This window comes from Candidatus Chlorohelix sp., assembly GCF_037138995.1.
Classification (GTDB): domain Bacteria; phylum Chloroflexota; class Chloroflexia; order Chloroheliales; family Chloroheliaceae; genus Chlorohelix.
Genome location: NZ_JBAXHI010000017.1, coordinates 18,926 through 38,386, shown reverse-complemented (window position 1 = coordinate 38,386; position 19,461 = coordinate 18,926). Strand labels below are relative to the sequence as shown.

At 46.6% G+C, this 19,461-nt stretch carries 14 protein-coding genes and 1 riboswitch; of the genes, 7 read left to right on the top strand and 7 right to left on the bottom strand.

Annotated features, from left to right (window positions below):
- Nucleotides 1-58 precede the first annotated feature (58 nt).
- Nucleotides 59-1,051, top strand: a complete 993-nt coding sequence (locus WCK19_RS09700) for an oxidoreductase (protein WP_342397172.1) — start codon at nucleotides 59-61, stop codon at nucleotides 1,049-1,051.
- An 86-nt stretch (nucleotides 1,052-1,137) separates the two neighbouring features.
- Here the strand turns inward: WCK19_RS09700 and WCK19_RS09695 are convergent, their stop codons facing one another.
- The 5 genes from WCK19_RS09695 to WCK19_RS09675 all read right to left on the bottom strand — a co-directional run bounded on the left by WCK19_RS09695 (nucleotide 1,138) and on the right by WCK19_RS09675 (nucleotide 6,570).
- On the bottom strand, nucleotides 1,138-2,133 hold the full coding sequence (locus WCK19_RS09695) for an NAD(+)/NADH kinase (RefSeq protein WP_342397171.1): 996 nt from the start codon (nucleotides 2,131-2,133) through the stop codon (nucleotides 1,138-1,140).
- Nucleotides 2,134-2,264: 131 nt separating this feature from the next.
- Nucleotides 2,265-3,416, bottom strand: a complete 1,152-nt coding sequence (locus WCK19_RS09690; protein ID WP_342397170.1) for a dihydrolipoamide acetyltransferase family protein — start codon at nucleotides 3,414-3,416, stop codon at nucleotides 2,265-2,267.
- Nucleotides 3,417-3,511: 95 nt separating this feature from the next.
- A complete protein-coding gene (locus tag WCK19_RS09685; RefSeq protein ID WP_342397169.1) occupies nucleotides 3,512-4,534 on the bottom strand; it encodes an alpha-ketoacid dehydrogenase subunit beta in 1,023 nt (340 codons plus the stop codon).
- Between the two features lie 22 nt (nucleotides 4,535-4,556).
- On the bottom strand, nucleotides 4,557-5,546 hold the full coding sequence (locus tag WCK19_RS09680) for a thiamine pyrophosphate-dependent dehydrogenase E1 component subunit alpha (RefSeq protein ID WP_342397168.1): 990 nt from the start codon (nucleotides 5,544-5,546) through the stop codon (nucleotides 4,557-4,559).
- 199 nt (nucleotides 5,547-5,745) lie between these two features.
- Complete coding sequence (locus WCK19_RS09675; RefSeq protein ID WP_342397167.1) at nucleotides 5,746-6,570, bottom strand: helix-turn-helix domain-containing protein; 825 nt, start codon at nucleotides 6,568-6,570, stop codon at nucleotides 5,746-5,748.
- A 116-nt stretch (nucleotides 6,571-6,686) separates the two neighbouring features.
- Here WCK19_RS09675 and WCK19_RS09670 point away from each other — a divergent pair, with 116 nt between their 5' ends.
- The 6 genes from WCK19_RS09670 to WCK19_RS09645 all read left to right on the top strand — a co-directional run bounded on the left by WCK19_RS09670 (nucleotide 6,687) and on the right by WCK19_RS09645 (nucleotide 15,180).
- Nucleotides 6,687-7,889, top strand: coding sequence for a dihydrolipoamide acetyltransferase family protein (locus WCK19_RS09670; protein WP_342397166.1), 1,203 nt, complete (start codon nucleotides 6,687-6,689; stop codon nucleotides 7,887-7,889).
- 192 nt (nucleotides 7,890-8,081) lie between these two features.
- Nucleotides 8,082-8,198, top strand: a riboswitch (SAM riboswitch).
- Between the two features lie 263 nt (nucleotides 8,199-8,461).
- Nucleotides 8,462-9,466 carry a uroporphyrinogen decarboxylase family protein gene (locus WCK19_RS09665; RefSeq protein WP_342397165.1) on the top strand — a complete coding sequence of 335 codons (1,005 nt, stop codon included), beginning with the start codon at nucleotides 8,462-8,464 and terminating at the stop codon, nucleotides 9,464-9,466.
- Between the two features lie 18 nt (nucleotides 9,467-9,484).
- The gene (locus tag WCK19_RS09660; RefSeq protein ID WP_342397164.1) at nucleotides 9,485-11,158 is read left to right on the top strand and encodes an ABC transporter substrate-binding protein; all 1,674 of its coding nucleotides are present in this window, start codon (nucleotides 9,485-9,487) and stop codon (nucleotides 11,156-11,158) included.
- Nucleotides 11,159-11,311: 153 nt separating this feature from the next.
- Nucleotides 11,312-12,265, top strand: a complete 954-nt coding sequence (locus tag WCK19_RS09655; RefSeq protein ID WP_342397163.1) for an ABC transporter permease — start codon at nucleotides 11,312-11,314, stop codon at nucleotides 12,263-12,265.
- Nucleotides 12,258-13,172, top strand: coding sequence for an ABC transporter permease (locus WCK19_RS09650; protein WP_342397162.1), 915 nt, complete (start codon nucleotides 12,258-12,260; stop codon nucleotides 13,170-13,172). Before WCK19_RS09655 ends, WCK19_RS09650 begins: the two co-directional genes overlap by 8 nt.
- Before the next feature lie 244 nt (nucleotides 13,173-13,416).
- Nucleotides 13,417-15,180, top strand: a complete 1,764-nt coding sequence (locus tag WCK19_RS09645) for a GAF domain-containing sensor histidine kinase (protein ID WP_342397161.1) — start codon at nucleotides 13,417-13,419, stop codon at nucleotides 15,178-15,180.
- A 31-nt stretch (nucleotides 15,181-15,211) separates the two neighbouring features.
- On the opposite strand, the gene WCK19_RS09640 is transcribed toward WCK19_RS09645, so the two are convergent.
- Entirely contained in the window at nucleotides 15,212-16,108 is an 897-nt protein-coding gene (locus WCK19_RS09640) for a metallophosphoesterase (protein WP_342397160.1), read from the bottom strand.
- 169 nt (nucleotides 16,109-16,277) lie between these two features.
- Nucleotides 16,278-19,412: a PAS domain S-box protein gene (locus WCK19_RS09635; protein WP_342397159.1), complete on the bottom strand. Its 3,135-nt coding sequence runs from the start codon at nucleotides 19,410-19,412 to the stop codon at nucleotides 16,278-16,280.
- Nucleotides 19,413-19,461 lie beyond the last annotated feature (49 nt).

Below are 19,461 nucleotides of genomic sequence, written 5' to 3'. Positions count from 1 at the left end.
GGTAATATTTGGCATAACATTTCCCAAAAAGCTTGGTAGTTTGAGAAAGGAACCTACAATGTCGCAGGTATTCAGCGCGTTTGTTGTGAACAAAACAGATGCCGGTTTTAGCTCAGGTTTGCAAGAAGTATCTACTGATCAGCTATCGCAGGGCGAGGTATTGGTTAAAGTAGCTTACTCTTGTGTGAATTATAAAGATGGGCTTGCTGCCAGCGAGAATGGCAAAGTTGTACGCAAGTTTCCAATGATTCCCGGCATTGATCTTTCTGGTACAGTAGTAGAATCCTCAGACCCTAACTTCAAAGCGGGAGATGAAATTATCGCAACCAGTTACGATATTGGGGTGGCACACGATGGCGGCTTTGGGCAATATGCCAGAATCCCCGCAAAATGGTTAGTTCCCTTGCCAAAAGGATTGAGCCTGAAAGAAGCTATGATGCTTGGTACTGCCGGGTTTACCGCCGGAATGGCAATTCACATGCTGCAATTGACCGGGATTAAGCCCGAAAGTGGCGCGGTTCTAGTTACGGGCGCAACGGGTGGAGTCGGTAGTATTGGGGTAAATATACTGGCAGGATTAGGTTATACTGTAGCTGCCAGCACCGGTAAGGAAACTGAACATGCCTACCTAAAGAGCTTGGGCGCTTCTGAAATTATCAGTCGCGCCGAGGCATCGGCAGAAAGTAACCGCCCAATGGAAAAAGAGCGGTGGTCAGGTGGCATTGATAATGTAGGCGGTAGTACACTTGCTTATTTGGCGCGAACTACCAAAGCTTTTGGCTCAATTGCAGCTTGTGGCAATACCGGGGGTATTGCGCTAAATACTACCGTATTCCCCTTTATCTTGCGTGGAGTAAATTTGCTAGGCATAAACTCGGCTGAATGTCCGATGGGGTGGCGGCGTGAGGTATGGGAGAAACTTGCAGGAGAATGGAAACCTGCCAAGCTTTCCGAAATTGCTTTTGATGCTAATTTGGATGAGCTACCGGGTATTTTGGAAAAAATACTTAAAGCGCAGACCAGAGGGCGAGCAGTAATCAGCCTCTGGTAAATACCCTATATCCTAAAGGAATAAGAGAAAAGGGCGCAAGAAAAGCGCCTTTTTTCATGCTTTGGGCTTGTCCTTTCCCAAATCAATCATTCTTCAAATATTTTGGGCGCAGTTTTACCAATCGCAGCAGTCAAGGCACGGGTTGGGTCAAGCACCCATGGACCATCGGGACTGAGTTGAATAATAAGGGTTTCCCCCGGTCTAGCAACAAGGTCACGCTCACCGTCAAAGGCTAGAGTCATTTGTTGCTCAATCACCAAAGGATAATCATCTCCCAGATTAAACCTTTGCACCCTGCTTACACTAACTTTAGAGAAAATACCGGGTGTTATGGGTGCTAACACTTCTTTGCCAGGACCTATAGAGATATGCAACCCAAAGGTATCGGTGGTGAATACCGGATGAATCGCTCCGCCGATTGCTGATAGACCTATACTCCATGGTTGCGCTCTCGTCAGCAATAATTCCCGCAAGTTTACACTATCCCAGACAGCCCTTGCCCCGATAAAGCTATCAATTGTAAGAGCGAGGTCAATGAGAGCAAGGTCTATTACCTGCCCCTCTTTCTTTACTAACAAAACCTTTGAACGCCAGCATGCCTCATCCCGGTTGATAACCCCACATGCCAGCAACCCGGCAGCAAAACCAGCGGTTGTACCTTCCTGAAATTCGGGGAAGACATTGTTCGTTCCGGTAGAAATCGGTAACAATGGCGCTTTGGAGCCACAACCTTTGAAAACCGCTCGATTTGTACCGTCACCCCCAAGTGTGATGATGCAATTCACGCCATCTTCGACCATTTTTGCAGCCGCTCTGGTTGAATCTTCCTGTTTGCCGGTAACGTAAACATCTACCACTTTGCCTATCAGCGCTGTACTACCTAAAGTGTTCAAGGCTTCCATGCATAAACCGCGTGGCTCAGGCATGAATAGCACCTCTTCTACCCCTGCCGCTTCCAAACCACGCAATAACCGGCGAACAATTGCCACTTTCTCCTGATTACTTACTACCCACGCTTCTGCAACGATACGGCGAATATCTTTGCCCGAAGAAGGGTTAGCAATGATGCCTACTTTGGTCATAGCCTCTCCGCGATATATCCTGTCATTGTGGCGGGCTGTTCCATCGGCGCAGCATGTCCGCATTCGGCAAGAAGCTGAAGTTTTGAACTCGTTATTCCGAATACTGCACTTCTGCTATACGACCTTGTTTTTCAGGAGAATAGGATGTCAGGTTGCTCAAGCTTCAACTTTACATCCTTGAGAAAAGCAGCCGCAGGTGCGCCATCAATCAAACGATGATCGAAGGTAAGGCTGAGCCACATGAGCTTGCGCGTGGCAAGCAGCCCGTTTATTACACCTGCGCGGTCAGCTATCCGACCAACACCAAGCACAGCCGCTTGAGGCGGATTAATAATCGGGGTGAAAATATCTATGTCATAACCGCCTAAGTTCGTTATTGAAAAAGAGCCGCTTTTGCTGTCTTCCACCGCCAAATTTCCAGAACGGGCAAGCTCAGAAAGGCGCTCAATTTCTCCGTTTATTTGTTTTGCCGATAGTTTCCCGGCATTCTTGATAACCGGAACCATCAGCCCTTTATCGGTGTCCATTGCGATACTAAGATTAATTGTGCTGTAGAGATGAATTTCATCGCCGTCCAATGTGGCGTTAAGGTAGGGGTGAGCAGGCAAGCTCAGTGCAACTGCTTTGGCTATCAGCGCAGTGTAGCCGAATGTTTCTCCCTTGCTCTTATAGTATTCCCTTATCTGCACCAGTTCGGTAACATCGCATTCGTTGGTTAGGGTTAGTTGCGCCAGTTCTTTCATACTGTGACTCATGCGTTCGCCGATTATACGCCGCAAGCCCGCGTATGGCACTACTTCTTCGCCGGATGATTGTGAAGCCTCAAACGCGGCTAGATACCGCCGCACTTCTTCTTCACCAATGCGTTTTACACCGCTACCCACAAAAGCCGCTACTTGCTCAAGGGTAATTCGATTATCGCGAATCAAGCGTTTGGCAATAGGCGAGGCAGAAGCCTCACTCGCGCCGGATGCCGCATGTGTGGGCGTTGCGCTTTGTGCAGGAGGGACTGTCGTTCGGTTTAGCTTCTCCCATTCAGCAACAGTTCCTAGAATTGCCAGAAGCGCACCCGGTGAGACTACCTGCCCGACTGGGGCTTTTATTTCAAGAAGAACCCCGTCATAGGGCGACTCCACTTCAAAACTAACCTTTTCTACAATCAACTCAACCAGCAAATCACCTGTTTTTACCGTTGCGCCGGGTTTTTTAAACCAGTTTGAAACGGCTGCTTCATTGGCATCGCTGTTTGCAGACCAATCCTCTAGTTTTACTTCAAGTGGCATCTAAGTTTCCCTCTTAACAGTTCCTGTCAAACCAAAATAAGTAGTAAGCGAGGCGAACCTCGCCCACATACTGAGCAGAGAATTGACAGTTGAGCCTAAAGTTGTACCAGCGAACGGGCGGCAGCCGCGATTTTCTCGGCGTTGGGCAGCACAAACTGCTCTAACGGGCGGCTGTAAGGAATCGGCACATCTGGTACAGCCAATCGTTTAATGGGCGCATCCAGATAATCAAGCGCGTTTTCCACTACGCGAGCGCAGATTTCACCGCTCATCCCGAAGCTCAAATAGTCCTCGTCCACAATCAACAAGCGGTGCGTTTTCTTGACCGATTCGATAATGGTAGCGTCATCCAGCGGAACGAGTGTGCGTAGGTCAATAACTTCCGCGCTGATACCTTCTTGCTCCAATTGTTTTGCCGCAGCCATCGCCCGATGAACCATAATGCCAAGCGTTACAATCGTAACCTGTTCACCGCTGCGTTTGATGGCGGCTTTCCCGAAGGGAATGGTGTATGACTCTTCAGGAACATGGGTTATTGCTTCTGGGAGTGGTGTCATCCAGCCCAAGCCCATAACCCCTTTGTGCATAAAATACATCACCGGATTGTCATCCCGAATGGCGCTAATCATCAAACCTTTGGCATCGTAGGCATTAGAAGGCACCACGATTTTAAGACCCGGTATATGGGCAAATAGCCCGTACAAAACCTGTGAATGTTGCGCTGCATCGCTATAGCCTCCGCCATAGGCAGTGGTTAGCACCACCGGGATTTTTAAAGTTCCGCCCGACATATAGATGTTTTTCGCCATATGGTTGTAAATCTGATCCATACAGACACCGAAAAAGTCCACAAACATTAGCTCTACAACCGGGCGCAACCCTTCTAAAGCTGCACCGGTAGCCGCGCCGATAAAGGCGGTTTCGGAAATAGGCGTATCCATCACCCGTTCCGCTCCAAATTGAGTAAACAGGTCGGCAGTACCACCGAAAATACCGCCATAAACCCCTACGTCTTCGCCCATCACAAATACGCGCGAGTCTCGCTCCATCTCCTGCGCAATACCTTCGGCTATTGCTTTGTGGGTGGTGAGCAATCTTTCAGTCTGAGTAGCTGTCATTGGTGTTTTCTCCCCTCTCAAACTATACAAATACGTGCTTAAGCGCATCTTCTGGCTTGGGGTAGGGACTCTGTCGGGCAAACTCGATTGCCTCCGCCACTTCCTGCGCCACCGCATTATTAATTGCCTCACGTTCGGAACTGCTCAAGATGCCTTGCTGTTCCAACGATTCACCCAACTTTTTGATTGGGTCGTTTTCACGCAAGCGCCCAACTTCGTTTTTATCGCGATATAGTTCGGGGTCGCCTTGGAAATGCCCCAGATAGCGATCTACTTTCACTTCCAGTAAACTGGGACCTTCGCCGCGTCTTGCTCGCGCTATCGCTTCTCCCGCTGCTTCATATATCGCCAGCACATCATTTTCTCTTACTTCAATGCCGGGGATACCGTAAGAGGCTGCCCTGTCGGCATTATTATCAATTGCGGTGGATTTGGCTTTGGGAACAGAAATGGCGTAGGCATTATCTTCACAAACAAATATTACCGGTAATTTCCAGAGAGCAGCTAGATTGAGAGACTCATGAAAAGAACCCTGATTAGCAGTGCCGTCACCAAAAAAGCTGACTGCCACCCAGTCTTTGCCCAATTTTTTGGCTGCCAATGCAGCCCCACAAGCAACAGGCAAACCAGCGCCGATAATACCGCTACAACCGAATTTTTTCTCAGAATCAAAAAGATGCATATGACCGCCCTTGCCGTGTCCTAAGCCGGTTTCTTTACCGAATATTTCGGCAGTCATTTTCTTTATATCAACGCCTTTAGCCAGAGCAATGTGATGAGCGCGGTGTGGACCAGTAACGGTGTCTTCATCACGGAGGTGCGTACAAACACCTACTGCGGCAGCTTCCTGACCGGCAGCCAAGTGCATTTCACCCGGAACCGTTCCGGCAGCAATGTCAAAAACAGGGGTTTTACCTTCCCAGTAAACGTTTACCATAACTTCTTCAAAATTGCGAATTAACGCCATTTTGCGATAAAGGTTTACAAGCGTTTTGTTGTCCAGGTTCGCCATCGAATCCTCCTGTCAACGGACATATTAAGCTATTCAGAATAGAGTATTTGGGTTAATTTGTGGTGTATAACGTTAAGAGGATTATAGATTGAATCCAACCATAACAATCTATACAATCATCTAACTAACATAAAACTTGCTAACAATTAGTGAGTATCAGACAAAGACTAAACAACATACTATGGTTTCAAGAAAACATTTAAGATTCTTCGGGAATAACTCGACTGAAAAATTGTTCGGAGTTGGGGTCTGCTGGGAAGAAGCTAATCGCTTGTAGAGTATTATACTGTTCAAAGCGGGTTACCACCAAGCGAATCTTAATTGATTCGGCGTTCTGAATTGAACCCATCCCTGCGAGCATTGTCCATTCGTATCCGAGATAACGTTCGCAAAGGTCAGGATGCGCCTCTTCCCACATCCGGGAAAATTGAGGTAAAAGACGCATGTCTGAAATTAAATTGGCATAATCATTATCAAGCTCAAAGCCAATGGTATTGCGTTGAAAATGCGCTACCTGTACTCTGGAAAATGTCTCCCAATCGACAAAACGCTCCTTGAAATTGTGCATAGGGTCAAACAGCAATCTTAATAAATTGCGGCGACGTGCCGGAATACTTTCGAGGGGAGTTCCAAAAGCGCTGGTTATGGCTCTGTTCCATTTCACGATATTCCAAACTTGATTTACCAGCAATGCCGGATAGGGCAGCATTTTGTTCAGATAGGCTTCTACCACTTTATACAAACGTGCCATTTCATTGCTGGTGAGGGACTGAGGTATTGGGGCAAACCCCGCTGCTATAAGCAGAAGATTAATTTCATTATTGCTGAGTTCAAGCCCTTTTCTGGCGATATTTAACAGAGTGTCACGAGAAGGTGAGCGATTACCTCGCTCAATTTCACCGTAATAATTATGTGCAATGTCGCTGGCACGTGCTACTTCTTCCTGAGAGCGGTTTTGCCTGAACCGCAGTTGGCGCAACAATTTGGCAAGCGCATTGCTTTTATTATCGAAAGTGTTATTCATCTTTTCTCTTGCTGGCTAACAATATGTTAGCATTATTGTAGCTTGCATTTGGATAATTGCAATACTTATGGTAAGATTAATTAAAATTCAAGCATTACCACTGTAACGATATAAAAATGGGTAAACTGGTCACGCTAGATGGCAAAAATGGAATAAAACCTGAAACCGAAGCGGTTATAATAAACTGGTTTGTGCGTCCGGGGCGCAAAGTTGAAAAACACCAACTGCTGGCTGAGGTTATGGTTGAAAAGGTCAGTATCGAAATTCGCGCCGAGTTGACCGGGATTCTCGAATCTATTATTGCGGCAGAAGGAACTATTGTAACGCCGGGTATGACCCTTGCCATAATTGAACCTGTCGAAAACTTGGAAAAACCCAATGCCGAAGGTTCTTTGCCGCTTGAAGCTACTAAACCCCGAACGCTTTCTATACTACCTGCTCTATATGTGGTATCTTCTCCGGCTGCGAGGAAACTAGCGCGTGAATTGGGGTTAGATTTATCCGAGATAGCGCATTCTCTTGCGCCGGGAAATCGCCTTAATGAGGCAGCCGTCCGCCGCTATTTGCAAATATTAACTCGGCAAAACCTCGATAATGAAGTTCCTTCACGGAGGCAGGCTCAATCCAGTTTACGCCGTCTTATCAGGAATAGAGTCTCAAGAGCAGGGCAACTCACTGCTCCCGCTACCATTACCACGCGCTTGTCGGTAAATTTTACTCTGGCGTGGCTCTATAATTTAAATATATCAGGGGTCAATCGAAAAACATCTTTGTTGGCTCTGGTTATTCGTGCCACTGCTCTAGCTTTACATAAGTTTCCAATATTTAACGCGAGCCTCGAAAATAGCGAAGTAATTTATTATCTTGATCATAATATAAGCCTGATGTATTCAGCCGAAGATGGTTTAGCTTTGCCGGTAATAAAACAGGCTGGTTTGCAATCTCTGACTGATTTATCAGATATGGCTGAGAATTTGAAAACTAGAGCATGTCAAGGAAATCTGACATTAAAAGATACGCTTGGTGGAACTTTTACTATTTGCGATTTGGGAGATTATGCTATTGACAGTTTTACCCCTATACTAAATCTTCCGCAATCGGCTGTATTAGGTATTGGCTGTATATACAGTTTATCTAGTACAACATTTTATCCAGCTGGTACTTACCAGATTCTTGAAGAGTGGGAAGATAATCGTCATATTGGTTGGGGTCTGACATTGAGTTTAACCTTTGACCATAGGCTTAGCGATGGTCCCAACGCTGCCGCTTTTCTCAAAACTATCCGCGATTATCTTGAAACCCCTGATACCTTGCGTTAATGCTCCCCTATTCTGGTAACTGTTGGGCAATCAAATCCGGTCAATGTAGTTTCGCCACACAACTTCTCGGGTAGCACGGCAAATCCCAACAACTTACCGTCGGAATTTTTACCAAAATTTAACTTGACAATGTTTATAGACTAGATTATCTTTATTATGTAATCTGAAACGGGTTACAAAAACTGAAAATTGCTCTTATCCAGAGAGGTGGAGGGTATGAGGCCCTGTGAAGCCCGGCAACCCGCGCAATGTAAGCGTAAGGTGCCAATTCCGGCGCTATCTGTTCTGCAGGTGGTCGCAAGATAAGGGAGTCCTGTTCAAAAAGCGTGTGAACGCAGAGAGAATAATGGAATTTCCGAACCCCTTATCTAAACTTGATAAGTGGGTTTTTTAATACCACACGCTATTAAGTTTTACTTATCAATTGAATTGAAGCGCATGCTCTAGGTGCTATTCTATTAGTGCTGTAAAACAAAGCCCTGTAGGTCTTTGCGCCTAGGTGGGGTCTAGTTTAGTATTGCCAGAAAAATGATTAGCAACTAATTCATTAGAAAAGACTCTCAGGAGGAGTTATGGCTAAGTCTGAAAAATGGAAACGAGTAGAAACTGCCCTGTCCGGCGGGCAACCTGATCGCGTACCCTATGCTTTCTGGAAGCACTTCCCGGTTATTGACAAGAATCCCGATGAACTGGTCAAGGCAACAGCCGAATTTCATCGTAAATTCGAGCAAGATTTTGTAAAGGTAATGTTCCGCAGTTCCTTTACCACTGAGGATTGGGGCTTTCGCCCTAACGGTTATCACCCTACCGCTGGTAATTTACTGATTACCGATTATGTTATCAAAACGCCTCAAGATTGGCGGCGGCTTGAATTGCTTGACCCCACACAGGGTACTTTGGGAGAGCAACTTATCGTGTTGCGGAAATTGGCGAAGGAATTAGACGGCGATGCCCCGATTCTTTCCACCGTTTTTTCACCTTCAATGATTGGTCTCAAGTTGGCAGGGGAAGAAGGCTTAGCTGAGCATCTAAAAGCTGACCCGGAAGCGGTAAAAGCTGGACTTTCCGCGATTGCTGAAACGGTTCTTAAATTTGGCGAGGCTACTTTGAAAAATGGGGCGGATGGTCTCTTTTATGCTATCCAAGAACCGGGACGCATTTTAACAGCGGGTGATGGTCAACCTAATCTGGGCGACCTTTTTGACCGCCCTGTGTTGGAAAAGCTCTTCCCATCAACCGGGTTTTTCTTCTTGCACGCGCATGGCGAGACTATTGCTTTTGAAGAGATTGTGAATTATTCCTACCATGCGCTGAACTGGCATGATCGTGGGGGTGGTCCTTCTTTGAAAGAAGCTCGCCGTTTTACCAATAAGACGTTAGCTGGTGGACTTAACAACCGCGAAACTTTACCCAATGGAACTCCGGCGGATGTTGCTGCTGAAGTAACTGATGCGGTTAATCAGTTAGAGGGTAGAGGATTGTTGTTGACTCCCGGTTGTGGCTTCCCGGTGAACGCTCCAGAAGATAATTTGTTGGCTGTTAAAGAGACCATACAGGGTCGGTTAGCCCTAGCTTAAGAGGAGACATTTATTTTTATGTTCAAGAAAAGTTTTAGTACCAAAACCCCCCGCCGCTATGCTTTAGCATTGATTGGGTTACTGCTTGCCGCATTGCTGGCAGCTTGCGGTGATGCTACCGCCACTACTACTTCGAGCGGTAAAACTACCGTATCCGGTACTACTGCTGCTGCAACAACTGGCGCAACTACTGCATCCGGTACTACTACCGCTGCTGCTACTACCTCGGCTAATTCTCAGCTTATCATCGGTACGCTGGTAGAACTGGCTGACCTTAACCCGCTGACAACTCTGGCAGACCATTTCCCAGAGCATGTGCCACAAACGCTTCTGTTCGATGGGCTTACTCAGTTTTTGCCTGACAGCACTATCGGTCCGCGCCTTGCCAGTAGCTGGGAAATTAGCAAGGACGGTAAGGAATATACCTTTAAGCTAAACCCCAAAGCCACTTGGTGGGACGGTAAGCCTGTGACTGCGGATGATGTTAAATTCACTTATGACTCCTTGATAGATGCCAATACCGGCAGCAGCAACGAAGGGGCTGAAGCGGTAGTATCTACAACCGTTATTGATGCACAGACTGTCAAAATTACCTTGAGCCAATCTGACCCCACTTTCCTTTCGAGAGGTTGCTCTCGTGGGATTGTGCCACAGCATATTTTGAAAGGTCAGGATTTGAACAAAACTGATTTTGGACGCAAGCCGGTAGGTAGTGGACCTTACAAGTTGGTTTCGTGGCAACAAGGCAGCAGCTATGTGCTGGAAGCTAATACCAATTACTTCTTGGGTGCGCCAAACATAGGCAAGGTGATTATTAAAATCCTGCCTAACCAAAATGTGTTGTTAACACAACTCAGAAGCGGTGAGATTAATTACGCTCCGGTAACGCCCCGTGACCTGAAGACAATTGAAAGTATTCCCGGCTCTAAAGTTCTGGAAAATCCAACTCCACGCTTTTATGACATTGCCCCGAATCACCAGAATTTCTTCCTGCAAGATGTGAAAGTGCGTCAGGCAATATTGTTCGCGATTGACCGTCAGGGCATTGTAGATAAGGTGCTGCTGGGTCATGGGGTGGTAATTGACTCAAACGCAACTCCGGCTTCTTGGGCTTATAATCCAGATGCGCCCAAACATCCCTACGACCCTACCAAAGCTAAGCAACTGCTAACCCAAGCGGGATTTACCGCCGGTTCGGATGGCATACTGGTAAAAGACGGCAAGCCCTTTAAGATTTCATTCTTGGTCAATACATACGACACTGCCTTGATACAGGCGTTGACAGTGGCTCAGCAAAATCTCAAGGATATAGGGATTGACCTGACCGTCAGTCCGGTTGATGCCGCCGTTTTCTCTGCCAAACGCAAAGCTAAAGAATTCGATGGTCTTAGCCGCGCTTGGAACCCGGTTTATGACCCTGACCAATACGCCGCGTTGGTTAAAACCGGCAATTTCTATGGCTATAGCAACCCTGAAGCCGACCGTCTTGCAGCAGCAGCCCTTAACACTACCGACCAAGCAGCCCGCAAGAAGCTCTACTATGATTTGCAGGTAGTGCTGGACAACGATGTATCCAAGCTTTGGCTCTACAGCGAAAACGAACTGCACGCCTTTAACGTGAACCTGACCGGACCTAAAACCCACCCGGTTAACATTTTCTGGAATCTGCGGGAGTGGCAGATTCAGAAATAAGTCAATTGCCTGAAATGGCAAAGGTTTGATAACAGATTAGACAAGCGGGGAGTCTTTGCTCAATCCTGAAAAGGAAAGAATACTGGCTTTCTCGCTTGTTTATAAGCAATGCTAGGTGAGAGAACTTCCGCCAGCTTAATATTAGGAATTGAAATGTTTCTATTCACCGTTAAACGTTTTTTCTATGCAGCTTTAACTCTAGCTGTTTTGGCAATAGTGGTCTTTTTTGCCCTAAGAATAGCGCCCGGTGGTCCGGTGGCATTTCTTATGGGACCAGATCAATCCAATCGTGAGCGGGAAGCGGCTATTGCTAAAAATCTTGGGCTGGATCAGCCGCTACTAATACAACTTTGGCGTTGGTTGGGTAATATGGCAAAGGGAGATTTCGGCTATTCCTACTTCCACCGACAGGATACATTGGCAGTTATCTCCGAGCGGTTTCCCGCTACGCTAGAACTGGCGCTGGTTTGTTTTACTCTTGCAATTGTATTAGGGGTTGGCGCGGGTGCGCTTGCGGCGTACTTTTCAGGAAGCATTTTTGACAAATTTGTCTCTAATACTGCTCTGATTATTTTGGCTGTACCAAGTGTATGGATGGGTTTATTGCTAATCGTAATTTTTGCCGCCACTTTGAAAATATTGCCCTCAGCAGGTCAGGAAACTTTGGGCAATTCCGGCAACATTTTGGATCACCTCGCTCACTTGATACTTCCGTCTCTCAGCCTAAGTTCTGGCTATATCGCTACTTTTGCCCTTAACACCCGTGAAGTGGTGGCAGAAACTCTTTCGGCAGACTATATCCGTACCGCTAGAGCAAAGGGCTTGAGTGAAAGTTGGGTGGTATTTCGGCACGCTATTCGCAATGCCCTGATACCCATAATCAGCCTAGGTGGAATGGCGCTGCCGGATTTGCTGGGAGGTTCAGCAGTGGTGGAAGCGGTGTTTGCTTGGCCCGGAATAGGGCAACTTATGGTGGATAGCTTCGGGCGGCGCGATTATCCGGTAGTGCTGGCAATAAGCATGCTAGTAGCGGTTACTGTGCTGTTTTGTAGCTGGTTATCCGATGTTTTGTATCATCTAGCCGACCCAAGGATTAAGTATGGTTGAAATTGACGAAAGAAATGAAAGCCTTGCCCCACTGGTGCGAGTTTTACCGGGGGGCGCTAAAGCGGTTAAAAATCGGCTATTACTTACAAACCGACTGCTAAAACGCCGTATTTCTATCCCGGTTATTTTAGGGTTACTGTGGTTTGTGTTACTCCTAACGGGTCCATTGTTTATTCGCATTGACCCCAACCGAATTGACTTATATCGTTTTGTAGAGCCTCCTAGTTTCAACGCGCTGCTTGGAACCGATGAAAATGGGCGGGATGTTTTAGCGCGGGTGCTGGCGGGTGCGCGAGTTTCGCTAATAATAGGTTTCAGTTCGGCAGCTATTTCCCTATTACTCGGTACTGCTTTTGGCAGTTTGGCGGGCTATCTAGGCGGGTGGCTGGATAACCTAATAATGCGTTTTGTAGATTTCAGCTTGGCAGTGCCAACTATAATAATCATACTTTTGGTGGCGGCTGTGTACGGCGCAGGAGAATTCCAGCTTATTCTAACCATTGGGCTTACCGGTTGGATGCCCGTTGCCCGATTGGCGCGTGGTCAGGTACGTGAGCTAAAAGAGATGCTTTGGGTAGAAGCCAGCCAATCGATAGGCGCTTCTGCTTCACGGATTTTGATTCGCGGTATAATGCCTGCGCTCGGTCCGGTGTTATTTATCGCGGGTGTTTCTGAGCTAAGAAGAGCGGTAATCTTGGAAGCAACTGCCAGTTTTTTGGGAGCGGGAATCCTATTACCCAATGCGAGTTGGGGGAACATGTTGACTAGCGCCCAAGTTTATTTGCTGACTGCGCCATGGCTGGCGTTAGCTCCCGGCTTTGCTTTGAGTATCACGCTATTGGTAGTAGGCAATTTCCGCGCGGTGGTGGCTGCTCCCCGTCTTAAAAAGAAAGAAAGAGTTGCCTAAAATTTTGCTACTTATGCAAATACTATAAACGAATTTTCAATACAAGAAGATGAAACTTGGTGCGGTGTCCGCATCGGGCAGAGCAAACTTAACAATAACTGTCACATTTTTGTGGCAGTCTTTTTTTTGTCAAATAACCGTTTAAGAAAAAGCTAAAATTTCCTTGTTGACAATTTGGAATCAATTGGTATGCTTATAATTAATATATAAACCCGTATCTCAAGCCTTAGAAAAAGAGGGGTAGTTGGCTTTGAGTAGTGGTCCCTATGAACCAACAGTGCAGTTTTCCCTTGAAAACCATGCTGGAGAATCTTTTAATTTTAGTTTGATGGAGCGGTTGCAAGCGCTGGCTAATGCCTCACTTATTATTTCCAGCGAATTAGATCTTACCACGGTTTTACAGCGTATTGCTGATACAGCCCGTGAATTTGCTAATGCCAAATATACTGCTTTGGGAATTGTCAATGAGCAGGGCGTTATAACCTCATTTATTACCAGCGGGATTCCTCAACAAGACCGGGAAAATATAGGACAGCCCCCGCGTGGGCATGGCTTGCTAGGTGTGTTGATTAAGCAGGGCAAACCTATTCGAGTGCGCGATATGGCATTAGACCCGCGCCGGAGCGGTTTCCCTCCCAAACACCCTGTTATGACCAGTTTGCTAGGCGTACCCGTTTCTATTAATGATAGGGTAGTCGGCGACCTTTACATGACCGATAAGCAGGATGCAACTGAGTTTACCTCAGAGGATGAATGGTGGTTGACTCTGTTTGCTCGTCAGGCAGCGGTGGCATTGATTAATGCCAGATTGTACAACACGGTTGAGATGGCGCATAAACGTGCTGAAATGCTCGCGGAGATGGCAGATATACTTAATCGTACTATTGACCCAGAGGAACTTTTTGGTCAAATTACGGGAGCGGCTTGCCGATTACTCGAATTGCCCGCCGCCGCTCTTTATGTATTTGAAGAAAAACATAATCGCTTCAACTTGAAAGCGCAAGTTGGGTTGAACCCAGAAACCTGCGTTCATACTTTTCAAGCAACGGAAAATTCGCCTGCTGCTAAATTGCTAGAGGCTGACGAGACAATTAGCTTGCATGAAAAAGCCGATCTCGAACACCTACAGCCTTTTCTTGATGGTGTAAAGCCCCACGCCATGCTAATTGCTCCTATTCGGCAATACGGTAAAATCAGCGGTGTGCTGGAAGTGTATTCCGCCACTGCTCGTGGATTTAGTCTTGAAGATAAAGCGTTGCTGGCAACCTTTGCCACCAAAGCGGGTCTGGCTCTGGAAAAAGCGCAGCTATACCGGGAGAAGGAAAGATTCCTATCTATGACGGCGCACGACCTACGCGCCCCGCTGTCTGCCATCAAGATGAGCGCGGGGTTGCTTGAAACTAGCTTGCCTCCCGACCTATCTCCTGCCCTTCTACGTTTGGTTGCGAATATTCGCCGTAATAGTGAGCGGTTGAATAATTTGCTTAGCGACTTGCTCGATGCTACCCGCCTTGAACAGGGTAGTATTCAGTTGCGGTTGGAGCCTTTGGAGGTGGTAGAAGCGGTGGCGGCAACCGCCCATACTTTGACCCCGCTTTTTGAAGAACGCTCTCAAAAGTTCAGCCTTGTAAAACCTGATCAGGAATATTGGGTGAAGGCTGACCGCCGCCGCCTTGAGCAGATTATGGTAAATTTACTTACCAACGCCATAAAATATACCTCAAATAGCGGTAATGTTACGGTGGGAATCTTAGTAGAAGAAAACTGGATTATTATTGAGGTCAAAGATAGCGGTAATGGTATCCCTGAAGAGGAGATGACGCATATTTTTGACCGTTTCTATCGTCGCCCCATCCATGAACAGAACGACACTACCAGCGGAACTGGGCTAGGGCTACCGATTGCTCGTTCGTTGGTAGAGTTACATGGTGGTCATATCTGGGTGGAGAGTGAAGTAGGTGTTGGAACTAGCTTTTTTGTGAAGCTACCGCGCTACATCCGCGAATAATCCCTCTGGTTTAAACGGAGTAAAAGCTAAATCAATTGCAGGATTGTAATTCGAATATTGCCAATTCTGGACGTGAGCCGAAGCGTAGCGGCCAATGTGTCACTCCTACTCCTCTGCCGGTGTACAGGCGATTGCCGTTTACATTGTACCAACCGGTAGGATAAAGCGAGTGGTGTTTGCCGGTGGAATAGCGCAGCCAATTCAGTTTGCGGTGTAGTGGTAGTGGGTTAAGCTGCCCACCATGTGTATGACCGGATAAAACAATTTCGGAGTAGTTTTCAGGCATGCGCCGGATATAGTTGGGATTGTGCGAGAGTGTTACCAGCGGCTTTGCTCCTTCAGGAAGATATTTTTTAGCTCTAATTGGTTCTGGCACGCCTTTCAAAATATCATCTAGTCCGATAAAGTATTGTGGGATACCCTGCCTTTCCATGCAGAAATCCTCGTTAATCAGAATTCGGATGCCCAACTGCTCGAAATGCGCTAGGTTTTTGTCAGGGTCGCGGCGATTGCCAAAATAATCGTGATTGCCCCAGATACCCACAATCGGAATCCCGGATGCCGCCAATTTGCCAAAAAGTTCATCGCAAACAGGCTTCCATTTTCCCCGATCCATATAATCTCCACCCAGAAGAATCAAATCGGGCTTCGCGGCAATAACCCGGTCAAAGGCGGCTCTAACCGGCTCATAAGAAGGTTTATAGCCCAGATGTAAATCACTCATCCACGCAAAGCGAAAGCCCTGCCATGCTTGCGGTAAGTTATGAATTTCGACTCGGTGATTGGTTACTTCAAGCCATTTACGCTCAAACATACGAGCATATAATAGCGCGGTTATTCCAGAAATTGCGCTTGCTATCGCAACGGCTTTGTTCAACTTCAATGTTACTTTGACGTTAGAGTGGTTATTCTCGGTTTTGATGAACATATCTTGGCAATCTATATCCTTGCGCTATTGTTTTTATCGCCTTTATAAGTATAACAGGTCGGGGAAGTATGCTTTTCCTTATTCGTAACTATTCACCCCTAACCCTTTAAGGGGGAAAAGAGAGTGAACACCAACCCCTTTTTGTCCTTGCTGTGCAGCTACCCTAAAATTAATGAATAACCTGTCTTACTACTTCCTCCAGCGTTGCCAAATTGTAGGGTTTTTTAAGTACGTCCACAAAGCCATAGTCCCCGTATTTTGCCAGCACCGGGTCGTTTGAATAACCGCTTGAGACAATTGCCTTTACTGATGGGTCTAGTTGCAGCAGCTTTTCGATAGTTTCCAGACCACCCATGCCGCCCGGTATGGTCAAGTCCAATATTACCAGTGTAAAGGGCTGCTTCCTATTTTTAGCTTCCCTGTATTTCTCAAGCGCTTCTTGCCCGTCCGCAGCTTCTTCAACCTCGAAACCTATCCTTTTCAGAGCTTTTGCCGATATCCGAAGCAGCATTTTTTCATCGTCCATCAACAACACTCGCCCTTTGACAAACGAGTGGGTCTGTTGTTTTTGCAGCGGTGGCGGTACTTCCTCATTTCCTACCGCCGGCAAATAAATGCTCACCCTCGTACCTCGTCCCCACTCGCTTTCTATTGTTATAGCTCCTCCATGTTTTTTTATGATTGAGTAAGCTATTGCTAAACCCAAACCACTGCCCAATGGTTTGGTGGTGTAATAAGGGTCAAATACCCGATTCAAATCTTCCGGCTTGATGCCGCTTCCCTCATCTTGAATAGTTATATGCACATAGTTACCGGGTTTTAAGTCAAATGTTTCGGTTTCATCCAAACTGACATTGAGGGCTTCTATGTTTATATTTCCGCCTTTAGGCATAGCATACATGGAATTTAAGGTTATATTTTGAAGCACTTGGCTGAGTTGGGTTCGGTCAACTTCCACCATCCACAGGTGAGGTGATAACTTGAAAATGCATTTCGTAGTGGAGCCACCCGTTAAAAACTGAACTGTATCAAGGATAATTTCGTGCAATTTGGCTTTTTCCCGTATGGGTGCGCCACCCTGAGCAAAGGTTAGTAATTGAGATACCAGCCCCGCTGCTCTAAAGGTGGCTGCTTCGGCTTCGGCTAAGGTTTGTTCAAGTATTTCTTGAGTCTCCAATTGGATTTTGGCAAGGGAGATACTACCCAGAATAGCAGTTAGGATATTGTTAAAATCGTGGGCGATTCTTCCAGCCAGCACTCCTAAAGACTCAAGGTTTTTAGCTTTGAGTTTCTCATCTGCCAAAGCCTCCTCTATTTTCCGCCGTTCGGTTATATCACGAGTTACAGAGATGATATTGAGCAGTTGACCAGTAACCGGATCGGTTATGGCCTGAGAGCTATTTTCCACCCAAATGTACTCGCCGTTTTTACAGCGGGCGCGACAGGTTATGAAAGACTTGTTATTTTGCTCTAACCGATTTGCCCGATTTTTTTGAAGAGCCTCCAGATCGTCCGGGTGAATATGTTCGTTGTAGTGATGCCCAATTAATTCTTCCGGCGTGAAACCTATTATTCTTTGGCAGGCAGGTGAGATATACTCGAAAACTCTTTCAGGTGACAGCATGCTAATCATATCGATGCTATTCTCGGCAAGGATGCGAAAACGTTCTTCGCTCTGACGCAAAGCTTCCACCGCATTTTTGCGTGCGCTGATGTCGTGAATTACGACACAAATCTGTTCCTGACCATTTTTATCCCGGTAAATACTGGTAGCATCCTCACACAGCAGCCTAGTTCCATTCTTATGAATGAAAACGGTTTCCCGCTGAATCTTACCAAAAATCTGCAATTGCTCATGGTCGCGCTGTATTTGTTCCGCACTCCGTTCAACCACACCGTCCCGACCCAACGCTATGATTTCTTGCTCTTCGTATCCCAACATCTGACAAACCGCCGGATTAGCCGCCAATATGCTACCATCTGCCTCCGCCAATAACACACCATAAAGATTGTTGTCATACAGAGAGTGGTAACGCTCCTCGCTCTCATAGATTGCCCGTGCAACTACATATTTTTCTGTTATGTCGCTAAAAGAAGCGACCACACCCCGTAAAGTGGTTCCGTCCGTCTGGTACAAAGGCTCGCTGTTTATCAAAATCCATTTCATCGTATCATCAGACCCGCGCAAGCCCATTATAATTTCTCTACAGGCTTTTCCGGTCTGCAAAGTTATCATCGCTGGGTGAGTTTCTCCCGGAAAAGGAGTGCCATCTTCGTGGAGAGCTTGCCAGCTGGAGTCAAAGGAGGTACGCCCTGTTATATGCGCCGTTAGAATACCCAATATACGTTCCGCGCTTGGATTAGAGGCTAGGATTGTGCCATCCAGACCGTGCAACACTACTATGGTATTAAACAGGCTCAGGTATAGTTCTTTAGTCTCTTGAAGTTTCTCCTCAGTCCTCTTGCGCTCCGCAATCTCGGTTGCAAGTGCCGCAGTACGCTTCTCCACCCGCATTTCCAATTCTTGATTCCAGCGCTGCATTTGTTCTTCAGCTTGTTTCTGCGCCGTTATATCTTGGAAATAAACCGAAATCCCTCCGTCTGATGGGTAAACTCTAACCTTTACCCACCGCTGAATGAAATTAGAATAGATTTCAAAACTAACTGTAACCTGCTCGGTTATAGCTTGTCGTAAAAGTTGGTAAGACAGAGAACCAATTGTTTGCGAAAATATATCCCAGATTTTTTTGCCGAGTAGTTCTTCCCGGCGCATATTCCATAGTTCTTCTGTTTTGCGATTCACATAAATGAACTTCTCATCCGCATCGAGGGCATAGAAAGCATCGCTGATACTCTCAAGAATCGAGGAATTACGAAAGTAGTATTCTTGTAACTTGCGCTGGTAGATTTGAAGGCTGGTTTGAACAGAGAGTTGGAGACTTTCGGGGGTAAGCGTATCTTTAACCAGATAATCATACGCCCCATATTTCATGCACTCGGTGGAAACATTCTCGTTACCTTGTCCGTTGAAGACTATTATTGGGCAGGGTAGTTCCCGCACCCGTTCGGACAAAGCTTTCAGAAATTCCAAGCCTGTCATATCAGGAAGTCGGAACTCCAACAGAATTAAGTCGGGCTGCCCGGTTAGACAAAGCTCAAGCCCGGTTTTTCCATGTTCGCTTTCTTCAAACAGGTAGGTGCGGTTGCGGTCTTGGCTCAAATAACCCTTTACGATAGCTCTATCTTCTGAAGAGTTCTCGATGATTAGAATTTTGCAAGAGTCACTCAGAACATCAGCGTCCATATTGCCTCCGGGGGAAACTTTATAGCATAATGTTTGCAGCAAGTTTAGT